Raw genomic sequence first — 26,291 nt, 5'->3', positions numbered from 1 at the left:
CGGGCCGACGCCCCCGGCCACCGGTCCCTCGGGCCACCAGAGGTCTTAGGCTGACCCCATGGAGCAGACGCAGGCACCCGCCCTCGACCGGGCCACCATCCTGAACGACGCGGTCCTCTGGTCCCGCATCACGCAGCACCAGTTCGACCGGCTGCTGGAGCAGGAGGTCGGCGCCGACGCGCAGGTGGGCGTGGACCTGGAGAACGGGCAGATCCAGTTCGCCTCCGACTCGGCCGAGGTGACCGGCGACCTCCACCTGATCGGCTCGGTGGCCCCCGGTCCCCAGTCGCTGCTGTGGGCCTGGGCCAACGAGATGTTCGCCGAGGCCCCCGCGGCCCGGCTCGCGCACCAGCTGCGCGACTTCGGCGAGGCCCACGGCGTGGAGGACCTGACCTCCGCCGAGGTGCCGCTGGACACCGCCGAGCAGGACGTCGAGGCCGCCGTCGTCGCCGCCGCCCACGACGCGGGCACGATCGCGGCCAAGATCACCGGCACCCAGCCGTACTTCGTCTCCGACGCCGGCAACGGCACCTGGGTGGTCACCCTGATCTCCGGGATCACCCTGCCCACCCCCGAGCTCTCCAGCCTCCCCGCCGTGCTGGACGAGGCCCGCGACAGCGGCCTGATGACCGACCACCGCCGTGCGCTCTACCACCTGGGCCTGGACGGTCCGTGGCCGGCCACCTGGTCGGCCGACGGCACCCGCGTGCGCTTCGACGACGGGCAGGACCAGGTCGAGGTGCACCTGGACGAGCAGGGCGGCATCGACCGGGTCAGTGGCGATCTGGTCTGAGGTGTGGAGCCAGCGTCGCACGCTGGGGCGGTCCTCCGCCCACGTGGAGACGCTGGGGCCACAGCACGTCCCGCAGGTCATGGACCTGTGCGCGCAGGACCCGGCGGCCCGGGTCTTCGCGGCCTCGCGGGTGCGTGACGGCGTCCTCCGTGCCCGCGGCCAGGCCGTGGGGTGGATGGCGGGCGGACGGCTCGACGCGCTGGTCATGTGCGGAGCCAACGTCGTGCCCATCGGGCTCGACGAGCGGTCCGCCGGGCCGCTGGCCGACCACGTCTCGGCCCGCCGGGCCACCTCCAGCTCCATCTTCGGCACGGCCGAGGAGGTGGCCCTCCTCTGGGACCGGCTGCGTCCGCTGTGGGGGCCGGCCCGTGACGAGCGGATGGACCAGTGGTCGATGGTGACCTCCACGCCGCCGTCCTCGCTGGGCATCGCGCCGGACCCGCGGGTGCGACCGGCACGTCCGCACGAGGTGGACCTCGTGCACCCCGCCGGCGCGGCGATGTTCACCGAGGAGATCGGCTACCCGCCCTACCGGGGGTCCGCGGCGCGCTACCGGGCCGGCTTCTCCCAGCTCATCGCGCAGGGTCGGTCCTTCGTCGTCATCGAGGACGGTCGGGTGCTGTTCAAGGCCGACGTCGGCTCGGTCGCCTTCGGGGTGGCCCAGGTGCAGGGGGTGTGGACCGACCCCGGTCAGCGCAACCGCGGCCTGGCCACCGGGGCGATGGCGGGGCTGCTGGAGCACCTCCTGACGCACGGGCTGCCGGTGGGGGAGGTCGGGGGACCCCACGAGCCCGTCGGGACCGTCCACCTCTACGTGAACGACTACAACCTGCCCGCCCGTCGCGTCTACGAACGCGTGGGCATGCGACGGGTCGGCACCTTCGCCACCGTCCTGCTTTGACCGCCACCCTCGATGAGCACCCATGGCAGCACGCAACACCCCTCCGCACCGGGTCGTCATCGGAATCGACGTCGGCACGACCGCCGCCAAGGTCACGGCCTTCGGGGTCGGCTCGCCCTACCGGGAGGTCGTCGAGCGCGAGTACCCGCTGCTGCGGCCACAGCCCGGGTGGGCCGTGCAGGAGGTGCCCACCGTGCTGGCCGCGTTCGGGGCCGCCCTGGCCGAGTGCGCCCACCGGGTGGCCGGCAGCCAGGTGGCCTGCCTGTCGGTGAGCACCGCGATGCACGGCCTGGTGGTCTGGACGACGAGCTGCGGCCGCTCACCCCGCTGGTGACCTGGGCCGACGGGCGGGCCGCACCGCAGGCAGAGCGCCTCGTGGAACAGGGCGTCGACACCGAGCTGCACGAGCGCTCGGGCACCCCGGTGCACCCCTTCTCGCCGTTGGCGAAGACCCTCTGGTTCGCCGAGAACGAGTCGGAGCTCACCGCCCGGGTGCGGGCCTGGGCCGGGCTCAAGGAGGTGGTGCTGCACCACCTCACCGGCACGCTGGTCACCGAGCTGTCCAGCGCCAGCGGAACCGGGCTGCTGGACCTGCGCACCGGCGACTGGTCGGCCGGGACACTGGAGTCCGGGGTGGCTGGCCTGTCCATCGGCACCAGTGCCGCGCTGCAGGTCGAGACCGTGCTGCGGCAGCTGGAGACCGTGCACCCGGTGGAGCAGATCCGGGCGACCGGGGGAGTGTTCCGCAGCGACCTGTGGCGGGACGTGCTCTCGGCCGTGCTCGACCGGCCCCTCGTGGTCGCCGCCGGTGCCGAGGGCTCCGGTCTCGGAGCGGCCGCCCTGGGGGCCCGGGCGCTGGGTCTCGCCCCGGACCTCGACGCGGCCCTGCAGCTGCTGGCCGACGAGGAGACGCTCACCGGGCAGGAGGAGGTCATCGAGCCGGACCCGGAGCGGGTGGCCCGCTACGACCGGCTGGGCGACCAGGTGGCCGACACCCTGGAGCGGCTGCCGCGCGCGGCGGAGGTGCTGCGTGCGCGGTGACGGCGGGTAACCTCGTCCCCGCCCGGCGCGCGGCCGGGCGCACCCGATTCTCGAGAGGCTGAGCCGATGGCGCTGCGGATGTCGACCCTGTTCCTGCGGACCCTGCGGGAGGACCCGACCGACGCCGAGCTGCCGGGCCACCGCCTGCTTGTCCGCGCCGGGTACGTGCGTCGCGCGGCCCCGGGCGTCTACACCTGGCTGCCGCTGGGCCTCAAGGTGCTGGAGAAGGTCAAGGGCATCGTCCGCGAGGAGATGGAGGCCGTCGGCGACCAGGAGCTCGCCTTCCCCTCGCTGCTCCCGCGCGAGCCCTACGAGGCCACCGACCGCTGGACCGAGTACGGCGACAACCTCTTCCGGCTGGTCGACCGCAAGGGCGCCGACATGCTGCTGGGCCCCACCCACGAGGAGATGTTCACCCTCGCGGTGAAGGATCTGTACACCTCGTACAAGGACCTGCCCGTCTCCCTCTTCCAGATGCTGCCCAAGTACCGCGACGAGGCGCGTCCGCGGGCCGGCGTGCTGCGCGGCCGCGAGTTCATCATGAAGGACGCGTACTCCTTCGACGTCGACGAGGCGGGCCTGGACGCGTCCTACCAGAAGCACCGTGAGGCCTACGTCCGCGTCTTCGACCGGCTCGGCTTCGACTACGTCGCCGTGCACGCCGACTCCGGCGCGATGGGAGGGTCGGCCTCCGAGGAGTTCCTCGCGGTGATGGACTCCGGTGAGGACACCTTCGTCCGTGACGCCTCCGGGTACGCCGCGAACGTCGAGGCCGTGCGCATGCCGGTCGTCGAGATGCCGGCCGACGAGGCCGCCCGCGAGGCGCTCTGGGGCTCCCTGCCGGCCGCGCACGTCGAGGACACCCCCGACACCCCCACCATCGAGACGCTGGTCGCGGCGGCCAACGCCGACCACCCCCGCGCCGACGGTCGGGAGTGGACCGCGGCCGACACGCTCAAGAACGTCGTCGTGGTGCTGGTGCACCCCGACGGCACCCGTGAGCCGCTCGCGATCGGCCTGCCCGGCGACCGCGAGGTCGACGCCAAGCGGCTCGAGGCGCAGGTGGCCCCCGCGGAGGTCGAGCCCTTCGAGGCCGCCGACTTCGAGCAGCACCCGGCCCTGGCCAAGGGCTACATCGGCCCGGGCGTGCTCGGTGAGGAGAATGCCACCGGCATCCGCTACCTGCTCGACCCCCTGGTCACGCCCGGCTCGGCGTGGATCACCGGTGCCGACGAGCACGGCAAGCACGTGTTCGACCTCGTGCACGGCCGTGACTTCACCGCCGACGGCACCGTCCACGCGGCCACCATCCGGGAGGGCGACCCCAGCCCCACCGGCGAGGGCACCCTGAGCCTGGCCCGGGGCGTGGAGATGGGGCACATCTTCCAGCTCGGCACCAAGTACGCCGAGGCCCTCGGCCTGCAGGTGCTGGACCAGAACGGCAAGCTCGTCACCGTGCAGATGGGCTCCTACGGCATCGGGATCACCCGTGCGGTGGGCGTCGTGGCCGAGACCCACCACGACGAGATCGGCCTGGTGTGGCCGCGCGAGCTGAGCCCGGCCGACGTGCACGTCGTGGCCACCGGCAAGGACGCCGCGGTGCTGGAGAGGGCCGAGGAGCTCACTGCCGAGCTCGAGCAGCAGGGGCTGACCGTGCTGCTGGACGACCGGCCGAAGGTCTCCCCGGGCGTCAAGTTCAAGGATGCCGAGCTGATCGGCGTGCCCACCATCGTCGTGGTGGGCAAGGGCCTGGCCGAGGGCCGCATCGAGGTCAAGGACCGTGCCTCCGGCGAGGCCACCCAGGTGCCTGTCGACGAGGCCGTCGGCGCCGTCGTCGCGGAGGTCCGCGGCCGGTGACCGCGGGGGTGACGCGTGCCTGAGATCGAGGTCACCCTCACGCTGCTGGGCCTGATGTTCGCCGCCGGGGTGCTGGCGGGGTGGATCGACGCCGTCGTCGGTGGCGGGGGACTGGTCCAGCTGCCCGCCCTGCTGCTCGGTCTGCCCCAGGCGGCCCCGGTGCAGGTGCTGGCCACCAACAAGATCGCCGCGATCGCGGGGACCTCGGTGGCCGCCACCACCTACTACCGGCGGGTCAGACCGGACCTGCGCACGGCGGTGCCGCTGGCCGTCCTGGCGTTCGCGGGCTCCTTCCTGGGTGCCCGGGTGGCCTCGGCCATCCCGCAGGAGGCCTTCACCCCGATCATCATGGTGGTGCTGCTGCTCGTGGGCGCCTACACGCTCACGCAGAAGGAGCTGGGGCGGGAGGCGCGCCTGCGCTTCGACGGCCACCGGCACCTGGCCGTGGCCATGCTCGCCGGGGCGGTCATCGGCTTCTACGACGGCGCCCTGGGGCCGGGCACGGGGAGCTTCCTCGTCTTCGCCCTGGTCGGGCTGCTCGGCTTCGACTTCCTGGCCGCCAGCGCCAAGGCCAAGCTCGCCAACCTCGCCACCAACCTGGCGGCACTGGTCGTCTTCATCCCGATGGGGGCCGTCGTCTGGAAGGTCGGTGCGGTGATGGCCGCCGGCAACGTCGTCGGCGGCTACCTCGGGGCCCGGACCGCGGTGGCCCGGGGCGGTCCCTTCGTGCGGGTGGTCTTCATGGTGGTCGTCGGCGCGTTCCTGCTGCGTCTGGGCTGGGACCTCGCGGCCACCCACCTGTGAGCACCGAAGTGTGGGGTCCGGGCCCCGACCGGGACCCGGACCCCACACGCGTGTGCCTCAGCCCTTCGGCTGCATGAGCTCCGCGTCGCACGACTGGTCACCCAGCCGGTTCATCGTCTCGCTGGTGCGCGCGAAGGACTCGGCGTGCTCCTCCTGCGTCGCCGGCTCGATGACGAACTCCGGCTGGGTGACGGTCGTCGGCTGGTAGCTCGCCTGCTGGTCCCAGCCGCCCTCGCCGTCGGCGGTGAAGGTGATGCCGGCGATCACGCCGTCCTGCACCTGCGGGGGGAAGCCGTTGGTCGGCTTCTTGCGCTGGGCCGACAGGAAGTTGCCCAGCCCGTAGAAGACCGTCTTGTCGTTGATGGTCGCGCAGGGCTGCGGCAGGTGGGCGTGGTGCCCGACGATCGCGTCGACCTGGTCGCCCTCGAGCAGCTGCTTCGCGAGATCCTCCTGCTCCGGCCGCGGCGGGGTCGAGTACTCCTGGCCCCAGTGCATGACCGCCACGACGACGTCGGCGCCCTCCTCGCGCGCCTGGGCGGCCTGCTCCTCGATCCCCTTCTTCTTCTGCGCGAACCACATGTGCTTCTCCATCCACGGGTGGCTGGAGAGCTCCTCGGAGATGCCCTGGTTCGCGACGTTGTAGGAGTAGGTCAGCACACCGACCTTCTGGTCCCCGGCGTCCACGAGCACCGGGTTGTCGGACCCGTCGCCCTGCTGGCCACCGTTGGCGTCCTCCGCCGGACCGATGGGGGTGACCCCTGCCTCCTCCATGATCTTCCGGGTGTCCGCGATGCCCTTCTCGCCCTGGTCGAGGGTGTGGTTGTTCGAGGTGCTGCACGCGTCGACACCGGCCCCCGACAGCGCGTCCGCCTGCTCGTGCGGGGTGTTGAAGACCGCGATCTTCATGCTGTCGGTGAGGTCCTTGTTGTCGGGGGAGAGCGGGGTCTCCTGGTTGCAGATCGTGACGTCACCGCCGTCGAGCCAGGGCTTCACCTCCTCGAACATCGGGGCGAAGTCGTAGCCCGAGCCGTCGGCATTCGCCTTGGCCTGCTTGATGACGTCGGAGTGCACCAGCACGTCCCCGGTGCTCACCAGGGTGAACGAGGTGCCCTTCGCGGCCGGCTCGCCGGAGCCGCCGTCCGAGGGCGACCCGCCGGTCGACCCGCCGTCGGAGGGCGCGTCGCTGGAGGAGGCGTCGTCGGACGGGGTGCCCGACCCGGAGCCGCCGTCGGTGCCGCCCGTGTCGCCGGACTGCTCCTGCGAGGTCGACGGGCTGTCGGAGTCCTCGCCGGAGGGCGTCCCCTGGCTGCAGGCCGACAGTGAGAGGCCGGCCACGGCCGCCAGGGCGAAGGAGGTGCGGAGGGTGGTGGAGCGCATGGTGGTCAGTCCTCGTGTCTCGGTCAGTCCATCAGGGTCGCGTCGCAGGCACCGTCGCCCAGGGAGGTCATCGCCTGGACGGTGCGCTGGTGGGACTCGGGGTGCTTCGAGCTGCTCGCCGGCTCGATGACGAAGTCCGGTCGGGTCACGAAGGTGGGCTGGTACTCCAGCTCCTGCTCCCAGACCGTCGAACCGCCCTGCTCGTGCGGGGTGAAGGTCCAGCGCAGCAGCACACCGTCCTGGGTCGCCGCCGGGGTGGCCGGGTAGCGGTTGGGCCCCTGCTCGGAGAGGAAGTTCCCCATGCCGTAGGCGACGGTCCGGCCGTCGATCGTCTCGCACGGCTGCACCACGTGGGCGTGCGCACCGGCGATGGAGTCGACGGCGCCGTCCTCCAGCACCGTGCGGGCGATGTCGCGCATCTCCTCGGTGGGGGCCTGCTGGTACTCCGCACCCCAGTGGAGCTGCACCATCACGACGTCCGCGCCGGCCTTCCTGGCCTTCTCGGCGTCCTCGATGATGCCGGCGGCCTTGCGACCCCGGTACAGGTGCGGGTCCATCCACGGCTGCTCCGGGTTGGACTCCACGCCCAGGGAGTTGAGCGTGTTGTAGCTGTACGACAGCACACCGAGCGTGGCGCCCCCGGCCTCCAGGAGCACCGGGTGCCCGGGGCCCTCCTCGCCGGGCGGCACCGGGCCGACGGGCTCGATGTCGTGGTCGCGGAGCACCTTCCGGGTGTCCTTCACGCCCTGGACACCGCGGTCGAAGGTGTGGTTGGTCGCCGTCGTGCAGGCGTCGTAGCCGGCTTCCTGCATGGCCGCGGCCAGCTCGTGCGGGGCGTTGAACTCGAAGGTGCCGGCGCTGGCCGTGAGGTCCTGGTTGTCGGGGGCGAGCGGGGTCTCCTGACCGCAGAGGGCCAGGTCGGCCTCGGAGATCTCCGGGGCCACCTCGGAGAGCATCCCGTCGAAGGCGAAGCCCGGGCCGTCCTCGAGCTCGTCGGCCCGCTCCTGCAGGACGTAGTGGGTGAGCATGTCCCCGGAGGTCACGACCGTGAAGGCGCCGGCACCGTCCGACCCCTTCCCGCCCGACCCGGTGTCCGCGTCCGAGTCGGAGCCGGAGGCCTCCGGTTCCGAGGACCCCGACTCCTGCGTCCCACCCGTGTCGGAGGAGGACGCGGCTCCCTCCGACGCGCTCGAGGACTCCTCGGGTGTCGATGCCGCGGCGGAGTCCTCCGGGGCCGTGCCGTCCCCCTCCGGCGCCGGGGAGTCCTCGCCGGCGGGGGAGGTGCTCCCGCCAGCGGGCTGCTCCTGCTCGCCGCCGCCGCAGGCCGTCAGGGCGAGGGCTCCCGCCAGCGTCGCCGCAGCAATCCGTCGCGTGGTGGTCAGCTGGGTGCGGCGGTCCGCCATGTCTTCCCCCTCGGTGGTGCTGTTCTGGCCGGCTGTTCGGTGTGGCCGCCTCACGCCTTCGGCGTGGACGGCGTGCTGTGGTCGTTCCAGTCCATGAGCAGACCCGTGGCCGTGCCCAGCAGGACCGTCGAGAGGTGCACGCCCTTGGCGTCGTCCCCGTACTCCTCGATCTGCCCGCGCAGCTCCTTCGCCCACGGGTCCAGGAAGTGGCGGAAGCGGTCGCCCTGCTTCTTCTTGTCCATCGCCTCGCGGGGCATGGAGTAGGCGACCTGCTGCTCGGGCCCCGCGTCGCCGGCGAGGGTCTCGACCACGCGCCGCACGTTCTGCAGGTGACCGATCCCACGCCGGCTGCGCTGTCGGGCGTCCGCGCCCAGCCGCGTGGTGAGCACCTCCATCGCCCACGTGATCTCGTGCAGGGAGCCGATGGCGCGTGCGGCCTGCTCCGCGCAGTCGTTGGGCACGGCCACGAGGGGGCTGCGGGGGTTCACCACGTGGGCGGCCCCGATCCACCAGGCCACCATGTCGGTGGCCAGGCGGAGGTCGTCGCCGGCCTCGTGGAGCCGGGGGAGGATCGCGTCGGCGGAGGCGAGCAGCCCCTTGGCCACGTCGCCGTTCACCTCGGGCTTCAGGACCTTCTTCTCGTCGATCTCGACGGCCCCGGTCCTCTCCACCAGGTGCTTCACCTGCTTCTGCAGGCCCTCGGTCACCCACCGCGTCCGGGAGCCGTGCTCCAGCGAGGTGGCCATGGCGTAGCGGGCGCCGCTCTGCAGCAGCTGCAGGACCGTCTCGCCGGAGGCCTCGTCCTCGCGGCCGTCCTTGCCGCCGCCCCTGCAGGCGGAGAGCCCGCCGGGCAGCAGCAGGCCGGCGGCCGTGGCCCCCACCCACGTGCGGCGGGAGACGGTTCCCCGGTGCTGCGGGGAGGGGATCTGGGTGTGCTGGGGGCGGCTCATCACGCCCCGATGATGACACGCCACCCTCCGCGGGGGCGTCCCGGCTCGCCCGGAGCCCCACCGGTCAGTAGCATGCGGGGACACAAGTCGGCGCCCCCCGCCGGTCCATCCCACTCGAGAACAGCTGCCCCGGCGGCGGCACCAGGAGGCACCCGTGGCACTCGCAGAACGCGCCGAGAAGGTGCAGGAGATCTCCACCCGGGCCGTGGCCCCGCTGGGCCTGGAGGTCCCCGACGTCGTGATCACCCCGGCCGGGCGGCGCTCGGTGGTGCGCGTGCTGGTCGAGCCGGCCCTGCCGTCCGACGACGACGGCTCGACGGCGCTGGAGCCGGTCGCCCTGGACGACGTCGCGGAGGCGACCCAGGCGGTCAGTGCGGCGATCGACGCCGACGACCCCTTCGGTGAGCAGCCGTACACGCTCGAGGTGAGCTCCCCGGGGGTCGACCGTCCCCTGACGGCCCGTGAGCACTTCCGCCGGGCCGTGGGGCGCCTGGTCGAGTTCCGGCCCCCGGAGGGGGAGCCGTTCACCGGCCGCGTCGTGAGGGTGGACGACTCCGGCATCGTGCTGGAGGACGGCCGCACCCTCGGGCTCGCCGAGGCCGGCACCGGCACGGTGCAGGTCGAGTTCCGCCGCTGACCCCAGATGTCCGTGCCCCTCGGGGCCGTGCGAGGAGAAGAAGATGAAGATCGACATGGCAGTGCTCCGCGACCTGGAGCGCGAGCGCGACATCCCCCTGGACGTGCTCGTCCCGTCCCTGGAGGCCGCTCTGCTGCAGGCCTACCGGCACGAGGCCGGCGGGCGTCGCAACGCTCGGGTGGAGCTGGACCGCAAGAGCGGCCAGGTGGTCGTGTGGGCGCGCGAGGACGCGCCCCTGCTCGAGGACGGGACGCGCGGCGAGGCCGGCCCCGAGTTCGACGACACCCCGGCGGACTTCGGCCGCATCGGTGCGTTCACCGTGCGCCAGGTCATCCGACAGCGCCTGCGCGACATCGAGGACGAGGCCGTCCTGGGTGACTTCAAGGGCAAGGAGGGCGACATCGTCGCCGGGGTCATCCAGCAGAGCAGCGACCCCCACGCCATCCACGTGGACCTCGGCACCATCGAGGGACTGCTCGGGACCTCCGAGCAGGTGCCCCTGGAGGAGTACCGCCACGGCGAGCGCATCCGCTGCTACGTCATCCACGCCAAGCGCGGCATGAAGGGGCCGATCATCGGGCTCTCGCGCACCCACCCGAACCTGGTGCGCAAGCTGTTCGCGCTGGAGGTGCCCGAGGTGGCCGACGGCACGGTCAAGATCGAGTCGATCGCCCGGGAGGCGGGTCACCGCTCGAAGGTGGCCGTGCGCGCGACCCAGTCGGGCGTGAACGCCAAGGGTGCCTGCATCGGGCCGATGGGCGGCCGCGTCCGGGCGGTCATGAACGAGCTGCAGGGCGAGAAGATCGACATCGTCGACCACGACGAGGACCCGGAGCGCTTCGTGGCGGCCGCCCTGTCGCCGGCGACCGTGAGCTCGGTGACCGTGGTGGACGCGAAGACCCGCTCGGCGCGGGTGACGGTGCCGGCCCACCAGCTCTCGCTGGCCATCGGCAAGGAGGGGCAGAACGCTCGCCTGGCGGCCCGCCTCACCGGCTGGCGCATCGACATCCAGCCCGACCACGGCGCGACCGGGCAGCCGGTGGCGACCGCCGTCCCCGGGTCGGAGTCGGGCGCGGGGCACCAGGCGGGTTAAGATGGATGGTCGTGCGGGTGACCCCGTCGTCCGTCAGCCGGTGCGCACGTGCATCGGCTGTCGCGACAGGGCCCCCCGTGAGGCGCTCGTCCGCCTCGCCGCAGTCCCCGCTGCCCCGGCCCGCCCGGAGGCCGACGGGGAGGGCGGCGCAGAGCGGTCCGGGCGTCGGACAGCTGGACGGTCCGGCACGCGTGTGGTGCCGGACCTGTCGCGCGGACTCCCCGGTCGCGGAGCACATCTCCACCCGGACCGCGCGTGCGTGGAGCGCGCTGTGCAACGGCGCGCCATCCCGAGAGCCCTGCGGCTCCCGGGCGACGTCGACCTCGGCGAGGTCATCACGTGGGCGCAAGGGCTCACGGCCTCGGACGAGCAGACGAGAGGACAGGACATGGAAGCGGGACACACGCGATGAGCACCCGATGAGTACTCAGCGATGAGCACCCAGTACTGACGACGGCCCCGCCTGCCTGGCGAGGGCCAGACAGGAGAAACGTGGCAAAGCCCAGGGTCCACGAGCTCGCGAAGGAGCTCGGAGTCACCAGCAAGGAGCTGCTGGCCCACCTGAAGGAACAGGGCGAGTTCGTCAAGTCGGCATCGTCGACCGTCGAAGCCCCCGTCGTGCGCAAGGTGCGCGACAACCCGCCCGCTGGCGCGAAGCCGGCGGACTCGGCCCCCTCCCAGGGGGAGAAGAAGGCCGCCCCGAAGCCCGGCGCCAAGCCCGGCCCGAAGTCAGGCGCCAAGCCGGGTCCCAAGGCGGAGGCGAAGCCCGCCGACCGGCCGACCCCGGCCACCCCCGGCCCGAAGCCGGGTCCGAAGGCGACGCCGGGTCCCAAGCCCGCTGCCGGTGGCGGCGACGTCGCTGCGGAGGCAGCACCCACCCCGGCCGGACCGTCCGGTGCCCCGAAGCCGGGCGCCCCGGCGCCCCGTCAGGGCTCGGTTGAGTCCGCCGGCCGTTCCGAGCGGCCGGCCGAGCAGCGCACGGCCAAGCCGGGCGCCGGTGCCCCGACCCCCGGCCCGCGCCCGAAGGCGACGCCCGGGCCCAAGCCGGCTGCCGGCCCGAAGCCGGGCGGCCAGAAGTCCGCCCGTCCGGGCAACAACCCGTTCGCGCCCAGCCAGGGCATGCCCAAGCCGGGCAGTGCCCGTGGTGCGGGCAAGCCGGGCGGCCCCCGTCCGGGCAACAACCCGTTCGCGCCCAGCCAGGGCATGCCCAAGCCGGGCAGTGCCCGTGGTGCGGGCAAGCCGGGCGGCCCCCGCCCTGCCGGCCCCGGTGGCGGCGGTCAGCGTCGTCCCGCCGAGGGCGGCGCCCCGACCCCGGGGCCGCGCCCCGGCGGTGGGCCGCGCCCGAACCCGAACATGATGCCGGGCAAGGCCGCGGTGCCGCGTCCGGGCGAGCGCCCGCAGCGGGGCCGTGGTGGCCCCGGTGGCGGTGGACCGCGTCCCGGCGGTGGCCCCGTCGGTGGTCCGCGCGGTGGTCGCGGCGGTCGCGGCGGCACCCAGGGTGCCTTCGGTCGCGGCGGCGGCAAGCGCAAGGCGCGCAAGTCGAAGCGCGCGAAGCGCGCAGAGTTCGAGCAGATGCAGGCACCCACGCCCGGTGGCGTGAACGTGCCCCGTGGTGACGGCTCGACCGTCATCACGGTGCGCCGTGGTGCCTCGCTGACGGACTTCGCGGACAAGATCAACGCGAACCCCGCGGCCCTGGTGACCGTGCTCTTCCACCTCGGTGAGATGGCCACGGCGACGCAGTCGCTCGACGAGGACACCTTCGGCGTGCTCGGCTCGGAGCTCGGCTACGACATCCGCGTGGTCTCCCCCGAGGAGGAGGAGGCCGAGCTGCTCAGCTCCTTCAACATTGACCTCGAGGCAGAGGAGGCCGCCGAGGACGACGACGTGCTGCAGCCCCGTCCGCCGGTCGTGACCGTCATGGGTCACGTCGACCACGGCAAGACCCGCCTGCTGGACGCCATCCGCAACGCGGACACCGGCGGCGGCGAGGCCGGTGGCATCACCCAGCACATCGGTGCCTACCAGGTCCGCACGGACCACGAGGGCGAGGAGCGTGCGCTGACCTTCATCGACACCCCGGGTCACGAGGCCTTCACGGCCATGCGTGCCCGTGGTGCGAAGGTCACCGACATCGCGATCCTCGTGGTCGCGGCCGACGACGGTGTGATGCCGCAGACGATCGAGGCCCTGAACCACGCCAAGGCGGCCGAGGTGCCGATCGTGGTCGCGGTCAACAAGGTCGACGTCCCCGGGGCCAACCCCGCCAAGGTGCGCCAGCAGCTCACCGAGTACGAGCTGATCGCCGAGGAGTACGGCGGCGACGTGATGTTCGTCGACGTCTCCGCGAAGCAGGGCGAGAACATCGACAGCCTGCTCGAGGCCGTGCTGCTCACCGCGGACGCGGCCCTGGAGCTGCGGGCGAACCCGGACAAGGACGCTCGCGGTGTCGCGATCGAGGCGAACCTCGACCGTGGCCGCGGCGCCGTGGCGACCGTCCTGGTCACCTCGGGCACCCTGCGCGTCGGGGACGCGATCGTCTCCGGCTCGTCCTCGGGTCGTGTCCGCGCGATGCTCGACGAGCACGGCAACAACGTCGAGGAGGCCCTGCCCTCCCGTCCGGTGCAGGTGCTGGGCATGGATACGGTCGCCCGGGCCGGTGACACCTTCGTGGTGGCCCCGGACGACCGGACGGCCCGCCAGATCGCCGAGAAGCGGGAGGCCGCCGACCGGCAGGCCTCGCTGGCCAAGGCCCGCAAGCGCATCTCGCTCGAGGACCTCAACGAGGCCCTCGCCAAGGGCAAGGTCGAGACCCTCAACCTCATCCTCAAGGGTGACGTGTCGGGTTCGGTCGAGGCCCTGGAGGACGCGCTCCTGCAGCTGGACGTCGGCGACGAGGTCGACCTGCGGATCATCGACCGCGGCGTCGGTGCCATCACGATGAACAACATCAACCTCGCGGTGGCCTCCGACGCGATCATCCTCGGCTTCAACGTGCGGGCCGAGGGCCAGAACGCCGACTACGCCGAGCGCGAGGGCGTCGAGATCCGGTACTACTCGGTCATCTACCAGGCGATCGAGGACATCGAGCAGGCCCTCAAGGGCATGCTCAAGCCGGAGTACGAGGAGGTGGAGACCGGCACCGCGGAGATCCGCGAGGTGTTCCGCTCCTCGAAGTTCGGCAACATCGCCGGTTCGATCGTCCGCAGCGGCGAGGTCCGCCGTGGCGCCAAGGCGCGCATCACCCGCGACGGCGTGGTGCTCACCGAGGGCCTCGAGCTCACCGGCCTGCGTCGCTTCAAGGACGACGTCACCGAGGTCCGCGAGGGCTTCGAGTGCGGTATCAACCTCGGCACGTTCAACGACGTGCAGGAGGGCGATCTCATCACCACCTACGAGATGCGTGAGAAGCCGCGCGACTGACGCGCTCCCACCGTCTCGCCGCAGGGGCCGCACCCACACCGGGTGCGGCCCCTGCGGCCGTGTGGGGCCTGACCTAGGCTGGGCCCCCCACGCCAGTCCCTCCACCGGAAGAAGGTGCCCCATGGCCGACCCCGCACGCGCCCGCAAGATCGCCGAGCGCATCCGCGACATCCTCGCGGAGAACGTCGCCGCCGTGGTCAAGGACCCCGACCTGGGGATGCTGACGATCACCGACACCCGCGTGACGCCGGACCTGCAGCACGCCACGGTGTTCTGGACCGTGCTCGGCGACGACGCCCAGCGCGAGCTCACCGCCGAGCTCCTGGAGAAGAACCGGGGCAGGTTGCGCACCCTCGTGGGCAGGGGGCTGGGCATCCGTCTCACCCCCTCGCTGGAGTTCGTGCACGACGCCCTGCCGGAGGACGCGGCCCACCTGGAGGACGTGCTCCGCCGCGCCAAGGAGGAGGACGAGTGTCGCGCGGCCGAGAACGCCGGGGCGCAGTACGCCGGCGGCGAGGACCCGTACAAGAAGCCGGCGGATGACGAGGACTGAGCGACCCGCCGGCCGGGTACCCCGGCCGGATCCCGCGCCCGACGGCCTACTCGTCGTCGACAAGCCGGCGGGGCCGACCTCCCACGGGGTCGTGTCGCGCTGCCGGTGGCTCTGTGCGACGCGCAAGGTGGGGCACGCCGGCACGCTGGACCCGATGGCCACCGGCGTCCTGCTCGTGGGCGTCGGGCGGGCCACCCGGCTGCTGACCCACCTCGTCGGGGCCGACAAGACCTACTCGGCCACCGTCCGGGTGGGGGAGGCCACCACCACCGAGGACGCCGAGGGCGAGTTCACCACCACCCCGGGGGTCGCCGATCGGGACCGGCTGGTCGACGACCATGCGCCCCTGCGGGAGGCGATCGGGGGGCTCACCGGCAGCATCCAGCAGGTGCCCAGCGCCGTGAGCGCGCTGAAGGTGGACGGGAAACGGGCCCACGCGAGGGTCCGCGACGGGGAGGACGTCGAGCTCGAGGCGCGCCCGGTGACCGTGTCGTCCTTCGACCTCCTGGGGGTCCGTGCCTCGACCGGTGACTCCGGCACCCAGACCCTCGACCTCGACATCCGGGTGAGGGTCTCCTCGGGCACCTACGTCCGCGCCCTGGCGCGGGATCTCGGGGTCGCGCTCGGCTCGGCCGCCCACCTGGTGGCGCTGCGCCGGGAGGCCGTCGGCGGCTTCACCCTGGACGACGCGGCTCCCCTCGATGACCTGGTCGCCGCCCGCGAGGGCGACACCCTGCCCCGTGACCTGCCGGTCCTGCCGATGGGAGAGGTGGCGCGCCGCGTCCTGCCCGTGGCGGCCCTGGGGGACGCCACCGTGACCCGGGTCCGCAACGGCCAGCAGGTGGAGCTTGCCTCGCAGCCCACCTGGCGGGGAGAGGGTCCTGCGCCGGACGCGGGGGAGGAGCGGGCCGCCCTGCTCGACCCCGCCGGAGAGCTCGTGGCCGTGGTCTCACCCTCAGGTCGACGGTGGAGGCCGGTGACGGTTTTCCCCGTGGCGACCGGTTCCGGGTCGTAGACTTCCCGCCGTGCTGAGACTGACCCACCCCGACCAGGTCCCCGATGAGATCCGTCGCCGAGGAACCGCCGTCACCATCGGCACCTTCGACGGGATGCACCGGGGACATCGGGCCGTGCTCTCACGGCTGGTCGCCGAGGCACGTGAGCACGACCTCGCCTCGGTGGTCCTGACCTTCCACCCGCACCCGCTCGAGGTCCTGCACCCGGAGCGCGCGCCGGAGGCGGTCTGCAGCCTGGAACAGCGGCTGGAGCTCCTGGAGGGCGCCGGGGTGGACGTGGCCGTCGCCCAGGTCTTCACCCACGAGCTGGCGGCCCAGGGTCCGCGGGAGTTCGTCCAGGAGACCTACCTGCGCCATTTCGGCATGCGCCGCATCGTGGTCGGGCGCGACTCCCGGTTCGGACGGGGGAACGTCGGCACCGTCGACACGCTGCGCGAGCTGGGTGAGGAGCTCGGCTTCGAGGTGGTCGTCCTGGACGATCACGGCGAGGACGACGTGACGCGGTGGTCCTCGACGGCCGTGCGCACGGCGCTGCGCGAGGGCGACCCGGACCGTGCCCAGGAGCACCTGGGGCGCTGGCACGCCGTCCGCGGCACGGTCGTGCACGGTGAGCACCGCGGGCGGGAGCTCGGCTACCCGACGGCCAACCTGTCGGCGGACGCCGAGGGCATGGTGCCGGCCGACGGCGTCTACGCCGGCTGGCTGGTTCGCTCCGGCCTGCCCGAGGAGGCCCCCGAACGCCGTCTGCCCGCCGCGGTGTCGGTGGGCACCAACCCGACCTTCGACGGGCAGCGCCGCACCGTGGAGGCCCACGTCCTGGACCGCGAGCTCGACCTCTACGGGGAGCCGGTCAGCATCGAGTTCGTCCGCCGGCTTCGGGGCATGGTCCGGTTCGACGGCGTCGAGCCGCTGGTGGAGCAGATGGCCGCGGACGTCGCGGCCGCCCGGGAGGTGCTCGCATGAGCGGCGCGTTCCCGGAGGCCTCGCCCAGCACCCACCCCGCCCGCTCCCGCAGCGTCCTGCCGCAGGCGTCGGGGGAGGAGGGCCGTTCCACCGCCGTGCCGCACCGGTACGCCGCCCCGGCGGGTGCGGCCCGGCCGAGCGACCTGCCCCGCGAGCAGCCCGCGGTCGAGCGGATCCTGGAGCGGACCGACTGGCCCCTGGTCAGCGTCTGCCTGGCGCTCAGCCTGCTGGGCGGCCTGGCCGTCTACAGCACCACGCACTCCGACGCCGGTGTCTCCACGGGCGTCAAGCACCTGCTCAACCTGGTGCTGGGCCTCGTGCTCTGCGCCTTGGTCTCCCGTCTGGACATCTACCGGCTGCGCAGCCTCACACCGTGGTTCATCCTGCTCGGCTGGGCAGGGCTCGTGCTGGTCCTCCTGATCGGCTCGACGATCGCGGGAGCGAAGTCGTGGATCGTCGTGGGTGGGGGACTCACCATCCAGCCCACGGAGTTCATGAAGATCGCGCTGTGCCTCGGGCTTGGTGCGATCCTCAGCGACCGGCTGAGACCGAAGGTGGCCCAACCGGGGTGGGTGCAGGTGGTGCTTGCCTGGGCGCTGGTCTTCCTGACGCTCGGGCTGGTCATGCTGCAGCCCGACCTGGGCTCCGGCCTGGTCATCACGGCCATGGGCTTCGGTGTGGTCGCCCTGTCCGGGGCCAATCGCTGGTGGATCCTGTCCGCGCTGGTGGGCGCGGTGACCGTCGCGACCGTCGCGATCACCAGCGGACTGCTGGCCGAGCACCAGATGCAGCGACTCACGACCTTCCTGCACCCGGAGGAGGACGCAAGCGGCGCGGGCTACCAGGTGATCCAGTCGAAGGTCGCGGTCGGCTCGGGCGGACTCTTCGGCCAGGGCTTTCTGCAGGGGGCCCAGGCCCAGGGCGGCTACCTGCCGGTGGCCGAGAGCGACTTCATCTTCGCCGTGGTGGCCGAGGAGTTCGGTCTCGTCGGCGGCCTGCTCACCATCCTGCTCGTGGCCTTCGTCGTGCTGCGGGCGTTGCAGATCGCCCAGCGCACCCAGGACGTCTTCCCGCGCCTGGTCGCCATCGGCATCGCCTGCTGGTTCGGTGTGCAGACCTTCGAGAACGTCGGGATGACGATGGGCCTCATGCCGATGACCGGTGTTCCACTGCCCTTCGTCAGCTACGGCGGGTCGTCCATGTTCGCCTGCTGGATCGCGGTGGGGCTGCTCAACGCGCTGGCCATCGGGAGCCGCGAGACGGACTGAGCCCGCACCGGCCGCGGCGCCACCGCGGCCCGCCGGCAGCGCACACCGCCCCCGGGACCCGCGAGGCCCCGGGGGCGGTGTGCAACACTTCTCCTCGGTACGTGCCCCGACACCCCAGGGCCCGTACCCGGTGTGAACTCCCGGGCAGCGAGTGCCTGCGTAAGCGCGCCGGCGGTGGGTGACGCGCCTCGCGCGAGCCACGCCGTACCCCAAGCTTTTCGCCGCCGAGGGCGGCACGAACGACTGCGCGGACGGCCGCGCCGGGCCGAGGAGCCGACTCCGTCGCCCGGTAGGGGTGGCGACCCTCCCGCAGGGGAGGTCCCACGTGGACGCGGACCAGAACCAGCAGCCCGGATCCTTCGCCCTGCTCTTCCAGGCGCCTGACCCGGAGGCGCTGCGCTCGCGGCGCGACGACTCCCGGTCCGACCGCGAGGAGAGCGGGCCCGAGCCCGAGGAGCGCCCGGCGCGCGGCCGTCGCGGTGACGAGGGCGAGTCCGGGAGCCGACGCGGCCGGGGCGAGGGCCGCTCGCGACGTCGCGGTGGCCGGGACGACGCCCCCGGTGACGAGGGTCGTGAACAGGACGAGCGCGACGAGGACACCCGCCAGGACGAGGAACCGGAGCACGAGGGCTCGCGCCGGCGGCGCCCCGAGCGCCGCTCCCGACGTCGTGGTCAGCGTGACGAGGACGAGACGACGACGTCGGAGGACGAGGAGCCCCCGGGTCGCTCGGACCGGTCCGGCGACGAGGAGGGCGACGGACAGGGCGGTCGTCGGGCCCGCCGTCGCCGGGGCGGACGCGGGCGCGGCCAGGGGGAGGACTCCGGTCAGCGCGGCGGGGCCGGCGAGGCGGACGAGCAGTCCGACGGCTCGGAGCAGCAGGAGCGGGACTCCGCCTCCGACCGGGACGAGCAGGAGAGGTCCCGCAGCAGCTCCCGTCGGGCGCGCAAGCGCTCCCGCGGCGGGCGTCGCCGCGGCCGGGGCGAGGGCTCGGGCCAGGGGGAGCAGGAGGGCTCCGAGGCCACCGACGAGGTGACCAAGGTGCAGGGCTCCACCCGCCTGGCGGCCAAGAAGCAGCGCCGTCGCGAGGGGCGTGAGGCCGGGCGCAAGCGCACCGTGCTCACCGAGGCCGAGTTCCTCGCCCGCCGCGAGAGCGTCGAGCGGACCATGCTGGTGCGCGAGTCGGAGACCTACACGCAGGTGGGCGTGCTGGAGGACGACGTGCTCGTGGAGCACTACATCGACCGCCAGCAGGAGACCACGATGGTCGGCAACGTCTACCTGGGCCGCGTCCAGAACGTCCTGCCCTCCATGGAGGCCGCCTTCGTCGACATCGGCAAGGGCCGCAACGGCGTGCTCTACGCGGGCGAGGTGAACTGGGAGGCCGCGGGCCTGCCCAAGGGCGAGCAGAAGCGGATCGAGGCCGCCCTGCAGCCCGGCCAGGCCGTCCTCGTCCAGGTGACCAAGGACCCGATCGGGCACAAGGGTGCGCGCCTGACCGCGCAGATCTCGCTGCCGGGGCGCTACCTGGTCTACGTGCCGGGCAACACGACCACCGGCATCAGCCGCAAGCTGCCGGACACCGAGCGGGCCCGGCTGAAGAAGATCCTCAAGGACGTCGTGCCGGCGGACGCGGGGGTCATCGTGCGCACCGCCGCCGAGGGCGCCTCCGAGGCCGAGCTGCGCTCCGACGTCGAGCGGCTCAGCGCGCAGTGGGAGCGCATCTCCGGGACCCAGGCCAAGGGCTCGGCCCCGGTGATGGTGCACGAGGAGCCCGACCTGACGGTGCGCGTCATCCGCGACGTCTTCAACGAGGACTTCGGCAGGCTCATCGTGTCCGGTGAGCGTGCCTGGGAGGCGGTCAACGGCTACATCGACGCGGTGGCCCCGGACCTCTCCAGCAAGCTCGAGCGCTGGTCGGGGGAGCAGGACCTGTTCGACCGCTTCCGGGTGGAGGAGCAGATCGCCAAGGCGATGGACCGCAAGGTGTGGCTGCCCTCGGGTGGTTCGCTGATCATCGACCGCACCGAGGCGATGACGGTCATCGACGTGAACACCGGCAAGTTCGTCGGCTCCGGGGGCAACCTGGAGGAGACCGTCACCAAGAACAACATCGAGGCCGCGGAGGAGATCGTCCGCCAGCTGCGGCTGCGTGACATCGGCGGCATCATCGTCGTCGATTTCATCGACATGGTGCTCGAGAGCAACCGCGACCTGGTGGTCCGTCGCCTGGTCGAGTGCCTGGCGCGTGACCGCACGAAGCACCAGGTGGCCGAGGTGACCTCGCTGGGCCTGGTCCAGATGACGCGCAAGCGCGTGGGCAGCGGCCTGGTGGAGGTCTACGGCGAGACCTGTGACCACTGTGACGGTCACGGCCTGGTCGTCCAGGACGCCCCGGTGCCACCCAAGGGCGGGGGGTCGCGTCGCCAGAACCGTGGCAACCAGGGTGCCGGCGGTCAGCGCAAGGGGCAGCAGGGCTCGCAGCAGACGACGCAGCGACCGTCCGGCCCGTCGGTCGCCCAGATCGCACGAGCGGTGCACGCCGCGGCGCTGAAGGGTGAGACCGAGGGAGGCGTGCCGGTGTCCCGGGCGGAGACCATGCACCGGACCGGCGATGCGGCCCCCGAGCAGGAGCAGCGCCCCGACCAGCAGGGCGAGACCCCGTCGACGGGGCGCGGCGAGCAGCAGGCGCCCACCCCGGAGGCGGACCGCGAGCCCGCGCGCGAGAAGGGCCGGGCCCGTGGGAGGAGCCCGGAGCAGGCGACTCCGGAGACCGCCGAGGCCCCCGCGGTCACCGGCCGGATCGGGCGCAGGCCGCGTCCGACTCCGTCCGACGAGGCCCCGAGCACGTCCACCGATGGGGCAGCGGCCCCGGAGGTGGCACCGACCGAGGGCAGCGCTCCCACCGCGACCCCGGCGCGCCGGAGCACCCGTCGGAGGGTGGCCCGCACGGAGAGCGGGGCGCCGTCGGTGACGGTGGAGGCCCAGCCCGCGCCGACGACCACGGTCGCCGGTGGTGCCGGCGTGGCCCGGGAGAGCACCGTTCGGCAGCGCGCGCGACGTCGGGCCGTGTCGCCGCAGGGTGACGGTGCCACGTCGGCTTGAGCCGACTCCCCGCTGCGTGTAAAGTAGAACGTCGGCGCACCCATCCGTGGGGCACCCAGGAGTCGGAGTCACCCGGGAAGTCCCGGCGTCCTCGCCCGTTTGGGCGCAGGAGGTCAGGCGATACGACGGGACCGCGGTCTCCACGGTGCAGCAGGTGGAGTGCCGTTGTTCGTCACGATCCGTGTGGCGCGGGACCGCTTCCTCGCGGGTCCGTCTCTCCCAGGGCGTCACGAACACCCTGAACCAGTTGTCCAGCAGACCAGAGAGTGAGCTCAACGTGTACGCGATCGTCCGCGCCGGTGGCCGCCAGGAGAAGGTTTCCGTCGGTGACGTGCTCACCGTCGACAAGGTGGCCGGTGAGCCCGGCGAGAGCATTGACCTGCAGCCGCTCCTGCTCGTCGACGGCTCCACCGTCACCGCCGCCTCCGACAAGCTCGCCTCGGCGAGCGTGAAGGCCGAGATCGTGGGTGCCACCAAGGGCCCCAAGATCACCATCCAGCAGTACAAGAACAAGACCGGTTACAAGCGGCGCCAGGGTCACCGTCAGCCGCTGACCGAGGTCAAGATCACCGCGATCAACGCCTGATCGGTCCTCGGACTCCAACTTCAGCAGAACGCAGGGAGAAGCGACATGGCAAGCAAGAAGGGTGTGTCCTCGAGCAAGAACGGTCGTGACTCGAACGCGCAGCGCCTCGGCGTGAAGCGCTTCGGTGGCCAGCTCGTCAACGCCGGCGAGATCATCGTGCGTCAGCGCGGCACCCACTTCCACCCCGGTGAGAACGTGGGCCGCGGCAAGGACGACACGCTGTTCGCGCTCCAGGCCGGTGCCGTGGAGTTCGGCAGCAAGCGCGGTCGCAAGACGGTGTCCATCGTGGGCGCCGACGCCGCCGCGGTCTGACCGACCGACCAGACGCCCGAGAGGGGGCGGGGCCACTGGCTCCGCCCCCTCTCGGGCGTCCCGGCCCCCGTGGGCCGTCCCCCTCGCCCCCCCCGGAGTCGCCATGACCTTCGACCGTCACCCCGGAAGCCGCATCATCGGGACGGGCCACCACCGTCCGCAGGGCGTCCTGACCAACGCCGATCTCGAGCAGCTCGTCGAGACCGATGACGAGTGGATCCGCCGCCGCACCGGGATCAGCACCCGCCACCGGGTGGCCGACGGTGAGACGGTGGCCGACCTGGCCACCGAGGCGGGGCGCCGCGCCCTGGCTGACGCCGGTGTGGAGGCCGGCGAGGTGGACCTGGTGGTGGTGGCCACCTGCACCGCGGAGGAGCGCTCGCCCAGCGTGGCCGGTCGGGTGTCGGCCAGCCTGGGGATGAGGATTCCCGCGGTGTTCGACCTCGGCGCCGCGTGCTCGGGCTTCGCCCACGCACTGGCCGTGGCCGACCAGTCCATCCGCTGCGGCAGTGCCCGCACCGCCCTGGTGGTGGGGGCCGAGGAGTTCACGCGCTGGACGGACTACACCGAACGCACCACCTGCATCCTCACCGGTGACGGCGCCGGCGCGGTGGTGCTGCGGGCCGCCGAGCGCGCGGGCGTCTCGCCCGTGGCCTGGGGCTCGGTTCCCGAGATGGTCGACGCGGTCCGCGTCGGTCCGCGGCCGGAGGCCTTCGCCCAGGATGGTCGGGCCGTGTTCCGCTGGGCGCTGGAGCAGGCCCCGCAGATCGCCCGCGAGGTCCTGCGGACGGCCGGCGTGTCCATGGACGAGGTCGACCTGTTGGTGCCGCACCAGGCCAACCTGCGGCTCATCGAGCCGCTGGCCGAGGAGCTGGGCCTGCGCGAGGACGCGGTCCTGGCCACCGACGTGACCTCCTCGGGCAACACCTCGGCGGCGAGCATCCCGCTCGCGCTGTCCCGGGTGCGTGAGTCCGGCCGCGTCCGGCCCGGTGCCCGGGCGCTGCTCGTCGGGTTCGGCGGCGGTTTCGCCTGGGCAGGGCAGGTCGTCGACCTGCCCTGAGAACGACCGGCCACCTCCCCTCGGTGAGAGGATGGCCACCACCAGAGCGCCCCAGGGCGCCAGATCCCCGCAGGAGAGCAGACCAATGACGACCTTCGTTGACCGGGTGGTGCTCCACCTGACCGCTGGCAGTGGCGGGCACGGTGTCGCCTCCGTGCACCGGGAGAAGTTCAAGCCGCTTGGCGGGCCCGACGGCGGCAACGGCGGCCACGGCGGGGACGTGGTGCTCGAGGTGGACCCGCAGGTGACGACGCTGCTGGAGTACCACCGCGGTCCGCACCGCAGCGCCCCGAACGGTCAGCCCGGTGCGGGGGACGAGCGCAACGGCGCACGGGGGGAGGACCTCGTGCTCAAGGTGCCCCAGGGGACGGTCGTGAAGACGCGGGCCGGCAAGGTGCTCGCCGACCTGGTCGGCGACGGCACACGGTTCGTGGCCGCCGAGGGAGGGCACGGTGGACTCGGCAACAAGGCCCTGGCCACCACCAAGCGCAAGGCGCCCGGCTTCGCCCTGCTCGGTGAGCCGGGGGAGCAGACCGAGGTCGTCCTCGAGCTGAAGACGCTGGCCGACGTGGCCCTCATCGGCTTCCCCTCGGCCGGCAAGTCGTCGCTGGTCTCCGTGCTCAGCGCCGCCCGCCCCAAGATCGCCGACTACCCCTTCACCACGCTGGTGCCCAACCTGGGCGTGGTCACCGCCGGCGACGAGCGGTTCACCGTGGCCGACGTCCCCGGCCTCATCCCCGGGGCCGCGCAGGGCAAGGGACTGGGCCTGGAGTTCCTGCGCCACGTGGAGCGCTGCGGCGTGCTCGTGCACGTCGTCGACTGCGCGACCCTCGAGCCGGGGCGCGACCCGCTCACCGACCTGGACGTCATCGAGGCCGAGCTGCGGCAGTACGTGCCCGACGAGTCGTTGGGCGGCCGCCCACTGGCCGAGCGCACCCGCGTGGTGGTGCTCAACAAGGCCGACGTCCCCGAGGCCCGGGAGCTCGCCGAGATGGTCGAGCCCATGCTCCGCGAGCGCGGGGTCGAGGTGCACGTCGTCTCCGCGGTGGCCCACCAGGGCCTGGAGCCACTGAAGTACTCGCTGGCGCGGCACGTCGCGGCCCACCGCGAGAGCCTGCCGCCGGTCGAGCCCGAGCGGGTCGTGGTGCGTCCCCGCGCCAAGGACGACGCCGGCTTCACCGTCAGTCGTGAGAACAGCCACGAAGGTCACTTCTTCCGCGTGGTGGGTGACCGGGTGGAGCGCTGGACCCGGCAGACGGACTTCGCCAACGACGAGGCCGTCGGCTACCTGGCCGACAGGCTGAACCGGGCCGGTGTCGAGGAGCAGCTCGTGGCGGCCGGTGCCGTCGCGGGGGACACGGTCGTCATCGGTCCCGGTGACGGCGTGGTCTTCGACTGGGAGCCGACCATCTCCGCCGGTGCCGAGCACCTCGGGTCGCGTGGCTCGGACCTGCGGCTGGAGGAGTCCCACCGGCCCACCCGTGCCGAGAAACGAGAGGCCTTCCACGCCCGCAAGGACGCGCAGAGCGACGTGCGGCGCGAGATGGAGGCCGAGCGCCGCGCGGGCGTCTGGACCGACGACGACTGACGGCTGCCGGCCGGTAGGATGCCCCACATGCAGAACGTTCTCGCGGTCATCTCCGAGGCCGAGGAAGCCGCCCACCACGGGCCGTCGCTTCCCTTCGCCCCCATCTGGTTCGGCGTCATCGCCCTGGCGGCGCTCATGGCGCTCCTGCTCATCCTCTGGCAGTTCCGGCACGCCGTGCCGATGAACCCGGAGGACGAGGAGTTCGCCGCGGACCACGTGCGTCACCGTCGCACCCGACGTCGTCCGGCGGGTCGTCGCTGACGATGCGGCTGGGGGTGATGGGTGGGACGTTCGACCCCATCCACCACGGGCACTTGGTGGCGGCCAGCGAGGTGGCCGCCACCTTTGCGTTGGACCAGGTCGTCTTCGTGCCCACGGGGCGCCCGTGGCAGAAGGAGGGCAAGCAGGTCTCGCCCGCCGAGGATCGCTACCTGATGACCGTCGTGGCGACGGCCTCCAACCCGCGGTTCACGGTGAGCCGGGTGGACATCGACCGCCCGGGCCCGACGTACACGCGGGACACGCTGCTGGACCTCTCGCGCCTGTACCCGGAGGCCGAGCTCTTCTTCATCACCGGGGCCGACGCGCTGGGGCAGATCCTGTCCTGGAAGGGCGTCGAGGACATCTGGGACCTCGCCCACTTCATCGGGGTGAGCCGACCCGGCCACGTGCTGAGTGCGACCGGACTGCCGCAGGACAAGGTGACCCTCACCGAGATCCCGGCGATGGCCATCAGCTCGACCGACTGCCGCGAGCGCGTGCAGGAGGGCCTGCCGGTCTGGTACCTCGTACCGGACGGGGTCGTCCAGTACATCAACAAGCACGGTCTCTACACCGACGAGGCCACGGAGGCCGCACGGAGCGGGTTCAGTCCCATCCTCCCGCCCGCGGGCGGCTCCGACGCACCCACCGAACCTGTCCAGGAGGACACTGCGTGACCGCCACCCCCGAGGCCATCGAGCTGGCCCGCACTGCTGCCCGCGCCGCCGACGAGAAGTTCGCCGACGACATCGTCGCGCTCGACGTGAGCGAGCACCTCGCCCTGACCGACGTCTTCCTCATCGCGTCCGCGGCCACCGAGCGACAGGTGCACGCCGTGGTCGATGCCGTGACCGACGCCTGCCTGGCAGCCGGCGTGAAGGCGCGCCGTCGCGAGGGGGAGCGGGAGAACCGCTGGGTGCTGGTGGACTTCGGCGACATCGTGCTGCACGCGCAGCACGAGGAGGACCGCGAGTTCTACGACCTGCAGCGCCTCTGGAAGGACTGCCCGCAGGTGGACCTGCAGCTGCCCGAGCACCCCGAGGGGCGCTCGGAGCGGGCTGCTCAGGACGAGGCCGCGGCGCAGCGTCCGTGGTGGATCCCCGCCGAGGACGGCGGACAGGGCCTGAACGGGGCCTGATTCCGCCTCCTGCCGCCGATTTGGCACAACAGGGGTGAGTGTGTGTAATATTCACCGGTCGCTCCGAGAGAGCGTCTCCCGCACGGGGCTATGGCGCAGTTGGTAGCGCGCCTCCATGGCATGGAGGAGGTCAGGGGTTCGAATCCCCTTAGCTCCACAGCAGC

The 26,291-nt window shown here is 72.7% G+C and carries 24 protein-coding genes, 1 tRNA gene and 1 pseudogene; 23 read left to right on the top strand and 3 right to left on the bottom strand.

The window, feature by feature from the left end; all coding sequences use genetic code 11:
• The first annotated feature begins 58 nt into the window (after nucleotides 1-58).
• The 6 genes and pseudogenes from ACY8FT_RS04840 to ACY8FT_RS04815 all read left to right on the top strand — a co-directional run bounded on the left by ACY8FT_RS04840 (nucleotide 59) and on the right by ACY8FT_RS04815 (nucleotide 5,396).
• Nucleotides 59-793 (top strand): DUF6882 domain-containing protein, encoded by a 735-nt coding sequence (locus tag ACY8FT_RS04840; protein ID WP_462417789.1) that lies wholly within the window; start codon nucleotides 59-61, stop codon nucleotides 791-793.
• Nucleotides 777-1,694 (top strand): GNAT family N-acetyltransferase, encoded by a 918-nt coding sequence (locus ACY8FT_RS04835; protein ID WP_462417788.1) that lies wholly within the window; start codon nucleotides 777-779, stop codon nucleotides 1,692-1,694. Before ACY8FT_RS04840 ends, ACY8FT_RS04835 begins: the two co-directional genes overlap by 17 nt.
• A 22-nt stretch (nucleotides 1,695-1,716) precedes the next feature.
• A pseudogene (locus tag ACY8FT_RS04830) lies at nucleotides 1,717-2,261 on the top strand (FGGY family carbohydrate kinase); the annotation flags it as partial.
• Nucleotides 2,262-2,327: 66 nt separating this feature from the next.
• Nucleotides 2,328-2,735, top strand: coding sequence for an FGGY-family carbohydrate kinase (locus tag ACY8FT_RS04825; RefSeq protein ID WP_462418399.1), 408 nt, complete (start codon nucleotides 2,328-2,330; stop codon nucleotides 2,733-2,735).
• A gap of 66 nt (nucleotides 2,736-2,801) precedes the next feature.
• Entirely contained in the window at nucleotides 2,802-4,592 is a 1,791-nt protein-coding gene (locus tag ACY8FT_RS04820) for a proline--tRNA ligase (protein WP_462417787.1), read from the top strand.
• 15 nt (nucleotides 4,593-4,607) lie between these two features.
• Entirely contained in the window at nucleotides 4,608-5,396 is a 789-nt protein-coding gene (locus ACY8FT_RS04815) for a TSUP family transporter (RefSeq protein WP_462417786.1), read from the top strand.
• 57 nt (nucleotides 5,397-5,453) lie between these two features.
• On the opposite strand, the gene ACY8FT_RS04810 is transcribed toward ACY8FT_RS04815, so the two are convergent.
• The 3 genes from ACY8FT_RS04810 to ACY8FT_RS04800 are packed head-to-tail and all read right to left on the bottom strand — an operon-like array spanning nucleotide 5,454 to nucleotide 9,129.
• Nucleotides 5,454-6,773, bottom strand: coding sequence for a CapA family protein (locus ACY8FT_RS04810; protein ID WP_462417785.1), 1,320 nt, complete (start codon nucleotides 6,771-6,773; stop codon nucleotides 5,454-5,456).
• Between the two features lie 23 nt (nucleotides 6,774-6,796).
• Nucleotides 6,797-8,176: a CapA family protein gene (locus tag ACY8FT_RS04805; protein ID WP_462417784.1), complete on the bottom strand. Its 1,380-nt coding sequence runs from the start codon at nucleotides 8,174-8,176 to the stop codon at nucleotides 6,797-6,799.
• Nucleotides 8,177-8,226: 50 nt separating this feature from the next.
• Nucleotides 8,227-9,129 (bottom strand): hypothetical protein, encoded by a 903-nt coding sequence (locus tag ACY8FT_RS04800; RefSeq protein ID WP_462417783.1) that lies wholly within the window; start codon nucleotides 9,127-9,129, stop codon nucleotides 8,227-8,229.
• Between the two features lie 151 nt (nucleotides 9,130-9,280).
• Here ACY8FT_RS04800 and ACY8FT_RS04795 point away from each other — a divergent pair, with 151 nt between their 5' ends.
• From ACY8FT_RS04795 to ACY8FT_RS04715, 17 genes are all read left to right on the top strand, one after another.
• Nucleotides 9,281-9,763, top strand: a complete 483-nt coding sequence (locus tag ACY8FT_RS04795) for a ribosome maturation factor RimP (protein ID WP_462417782.1) — start codon at nucleotides 9,281-9,283, stop codon at nucleotides 9,761-9,763.
• Between the two features lie 43 nt (nucleotides 9,764-9,806).
• Nucleotides 9,807-10,856 carry a transcription termination factor NusA gene (nusA, locus tag ACY8FT_RS04790; protein ID WP_462417781.1) on the top strand — a complete coding sequence of 350 codons (1,050 nt, stop codon included), beginning with the start codon at nucleotides 9,807-9,809 and terminating at the stop codon, nucleotides 10,854-10,856.
• Nucleotide 10,857: 1 nt separating this feature from the next.
• A complete protein-coding gene (locus ACY8FT_RS04785; RefSeq protein WP_462417780.1) occupies nucleotides 10,858-11,268 on the top strand; it encodes a YlxR family protein in 411 nt (136 codons plus the stop codon).
• Between the two features lie 80 nt (nucleotides 11,269-11,348).
• Nucleotides 11,349-14,279, top strand: coding sequence for a translation initiation factor IF-2 (infB, locus tag ACY8FT_RS04780; RefSeq protein ID WP_462417779.1), 2,931 nt, complete (start codon nucleotides 11,349-11,351; stop codon nucleotides 14,277-14,279).
• Nucleotides 14,280-14,400: 121 nt separating this feature from the next.
• Complete coding sequence (gene rbfA / locus ACY8FT_RS04775) at nucleotides 14,401-14,832, top strand: 30S ribosome-binding factor RbfA (protein WP_462417778.1); 432 nt, start codon at nucleotides 14,401-14,403, stop codon at nucleotides 14,830-14,832.
• The gene (truB, locus tag ACY8FT_RS04770) at nucleotides 14,819-15,847 is read left to right on the top strand and encodes a tRNA pseudouridine(55) synthase TruB (protein ID WP_462417777.1); all 1,029 of its coding nucleotides are present in this window, start codon (nucleotides 14,819-14,821) and stop codon (nucleotides 15,845-15,847) included. The genes rbfA and truB overlap by 14 nt, the downstream gene beginning before the upstream one ends.
• 10 nt (nucleotides 15,848-15,857) lie before the next feature.
• A complete protein-coding gene (locus tag ACY8FT_RS04765) occupies nucleotides 15,858-16,811 on the top strand; it encodes a bifunctional riboflavin kinase/FAD synthetase (protein WP_462417776.1) in 954 nt (317 codons plus the stop codon).
• Nucleotides 16,808-18,079, top strand: coding sequence for a rod shape-determining protein RodA (gene rodA / locus ACY8FT_RS04760; protein WP_462417775.1), 1,272 nt, complete (start codon nucleotides 16,808-16,810; stop codon nucleotides 18,077-18,079). The genes ACY8FT_RS04765 and rodA overlap by 4 nt, the downstream gene beginning before the upstream one ends.
• 325 nt (nucleotides 18,080-18,404) lie before the next feature.
• On the top strand, nucleotides 18,405-21,182 hold the full coding sequence (locus ACY8FT_RS04755) for an Rne/Rng family ribonuclease (RefSeq protein WP_462417774.1): 2,778 nt from the start codon (nucleotides 18,405-18,407) through the stop codon (nucleotides 21,180-21,182).
• 277 nt (nucleotides 21,183-21,459) lie between these two features.
• Nucleotides 21,460-21,768: a 50S ribosomal protein L21 gene (gene rplU, locus ACY8FT_RS04750; RefSeq protein ID WP_462418398.1), complete on the top strand. Its 309-nt coding sequence runs from the start codon at nucleotides 21,460-21,462 to the stop codon at nucleotides 21,766-21,768.
• Nucleotides 21,769-21,813: 45 nt separating this feature from the next.
• Nucleotides 21,814-22,080: a 50S ribosomal protein L27 gene (gene rpmA / locus ACY8FT_RS04745; protein WP_462417773.1), complete on the top strand. Its 267-nt coding sequence runs from the start codon at nucleotides 21,814-21,816 to the stop codon at nucleotides 22,078-22,080.
• Between the two features lie 103 nt (nucleotides 22,081-22,183).
• A complete protein-coding gene (locus ACY8FT_RS04740; protein WP_462417772.1) occupies nucleotides 22,184-23,140 on the top strand; it encodes a beta-ketoacyl-ACP synthase III in 957 nt (318 codons plus the stop codon).
• 85 nt (nucleotides 23,141-23,225) lie between these two features.
• A complete protein-coding gene (obgE, locus tag ACY8FT_RS04735; RefSeq protein WP_462417771.1) occupies nucleotides 23,226-24,728 on the top strand; it encodes a GTPase ObgE in 1,503 nt (500 codons plus the stop codon).
• Nucleotides 24,729-24,755: 27 nt separating this feature from the next.
• Complete coding sequence (locus tag ACY8FT_RS04730) at nucleotides 24,756-24,989, top strand: hypothetical protein (RefSeq protein WP_462417770.1); 234 nt, start codon at nucleotides 24,756-24,758, stop codon at nucleotides 24,987-24,989.
• A gap of 2 nt (nucleotides 24,990-24,991) precedes the next feature.
• Nucleotides 24,992-25,666: a nicotinate-nucleotide adenylyltransferase gene (gene nadD / locus ACY8FT_RS04725; protein WP_462417769.1), complete on the top strand. Its 675-nt coding sequence runs from the start codon at nucleotides 24,992-24,994 to the stop codon at nucleotides 25,664-25,666.
• Nucleotides 25,663-26,127, top strand: a complete 465-nt coding sequence (gene rsfS, locus ACY8FT_RS04720; protein WP_462417768.1) for a ribosome silencing factor — start codon at nucleotides 25,663-25,665, stop codon at nucleotides 26,125-26,127. Before nadD ends, rsfS begins: the two co-directional genes overlap by 4 nt.
• A gap of 84 nt (nucleotides 26,128-26,211) precedes the next feature.
• Nucleotides 26,212-26,284 (top strand) — tRNA-Ala (locus ACY8FT_RS04715).
• The last annotated feature ends 7 nt before the right edge of the window (nucleotides 26,285-26,291 follow it).

This window comes from Kytococcus sp. Marseille-QA3725 (assembly GCF_054950055.1).
Note: the sequence above shows the minus strand (reverse complement) of the source record. Positions and strands in the feature narration are given on the sequence as shown.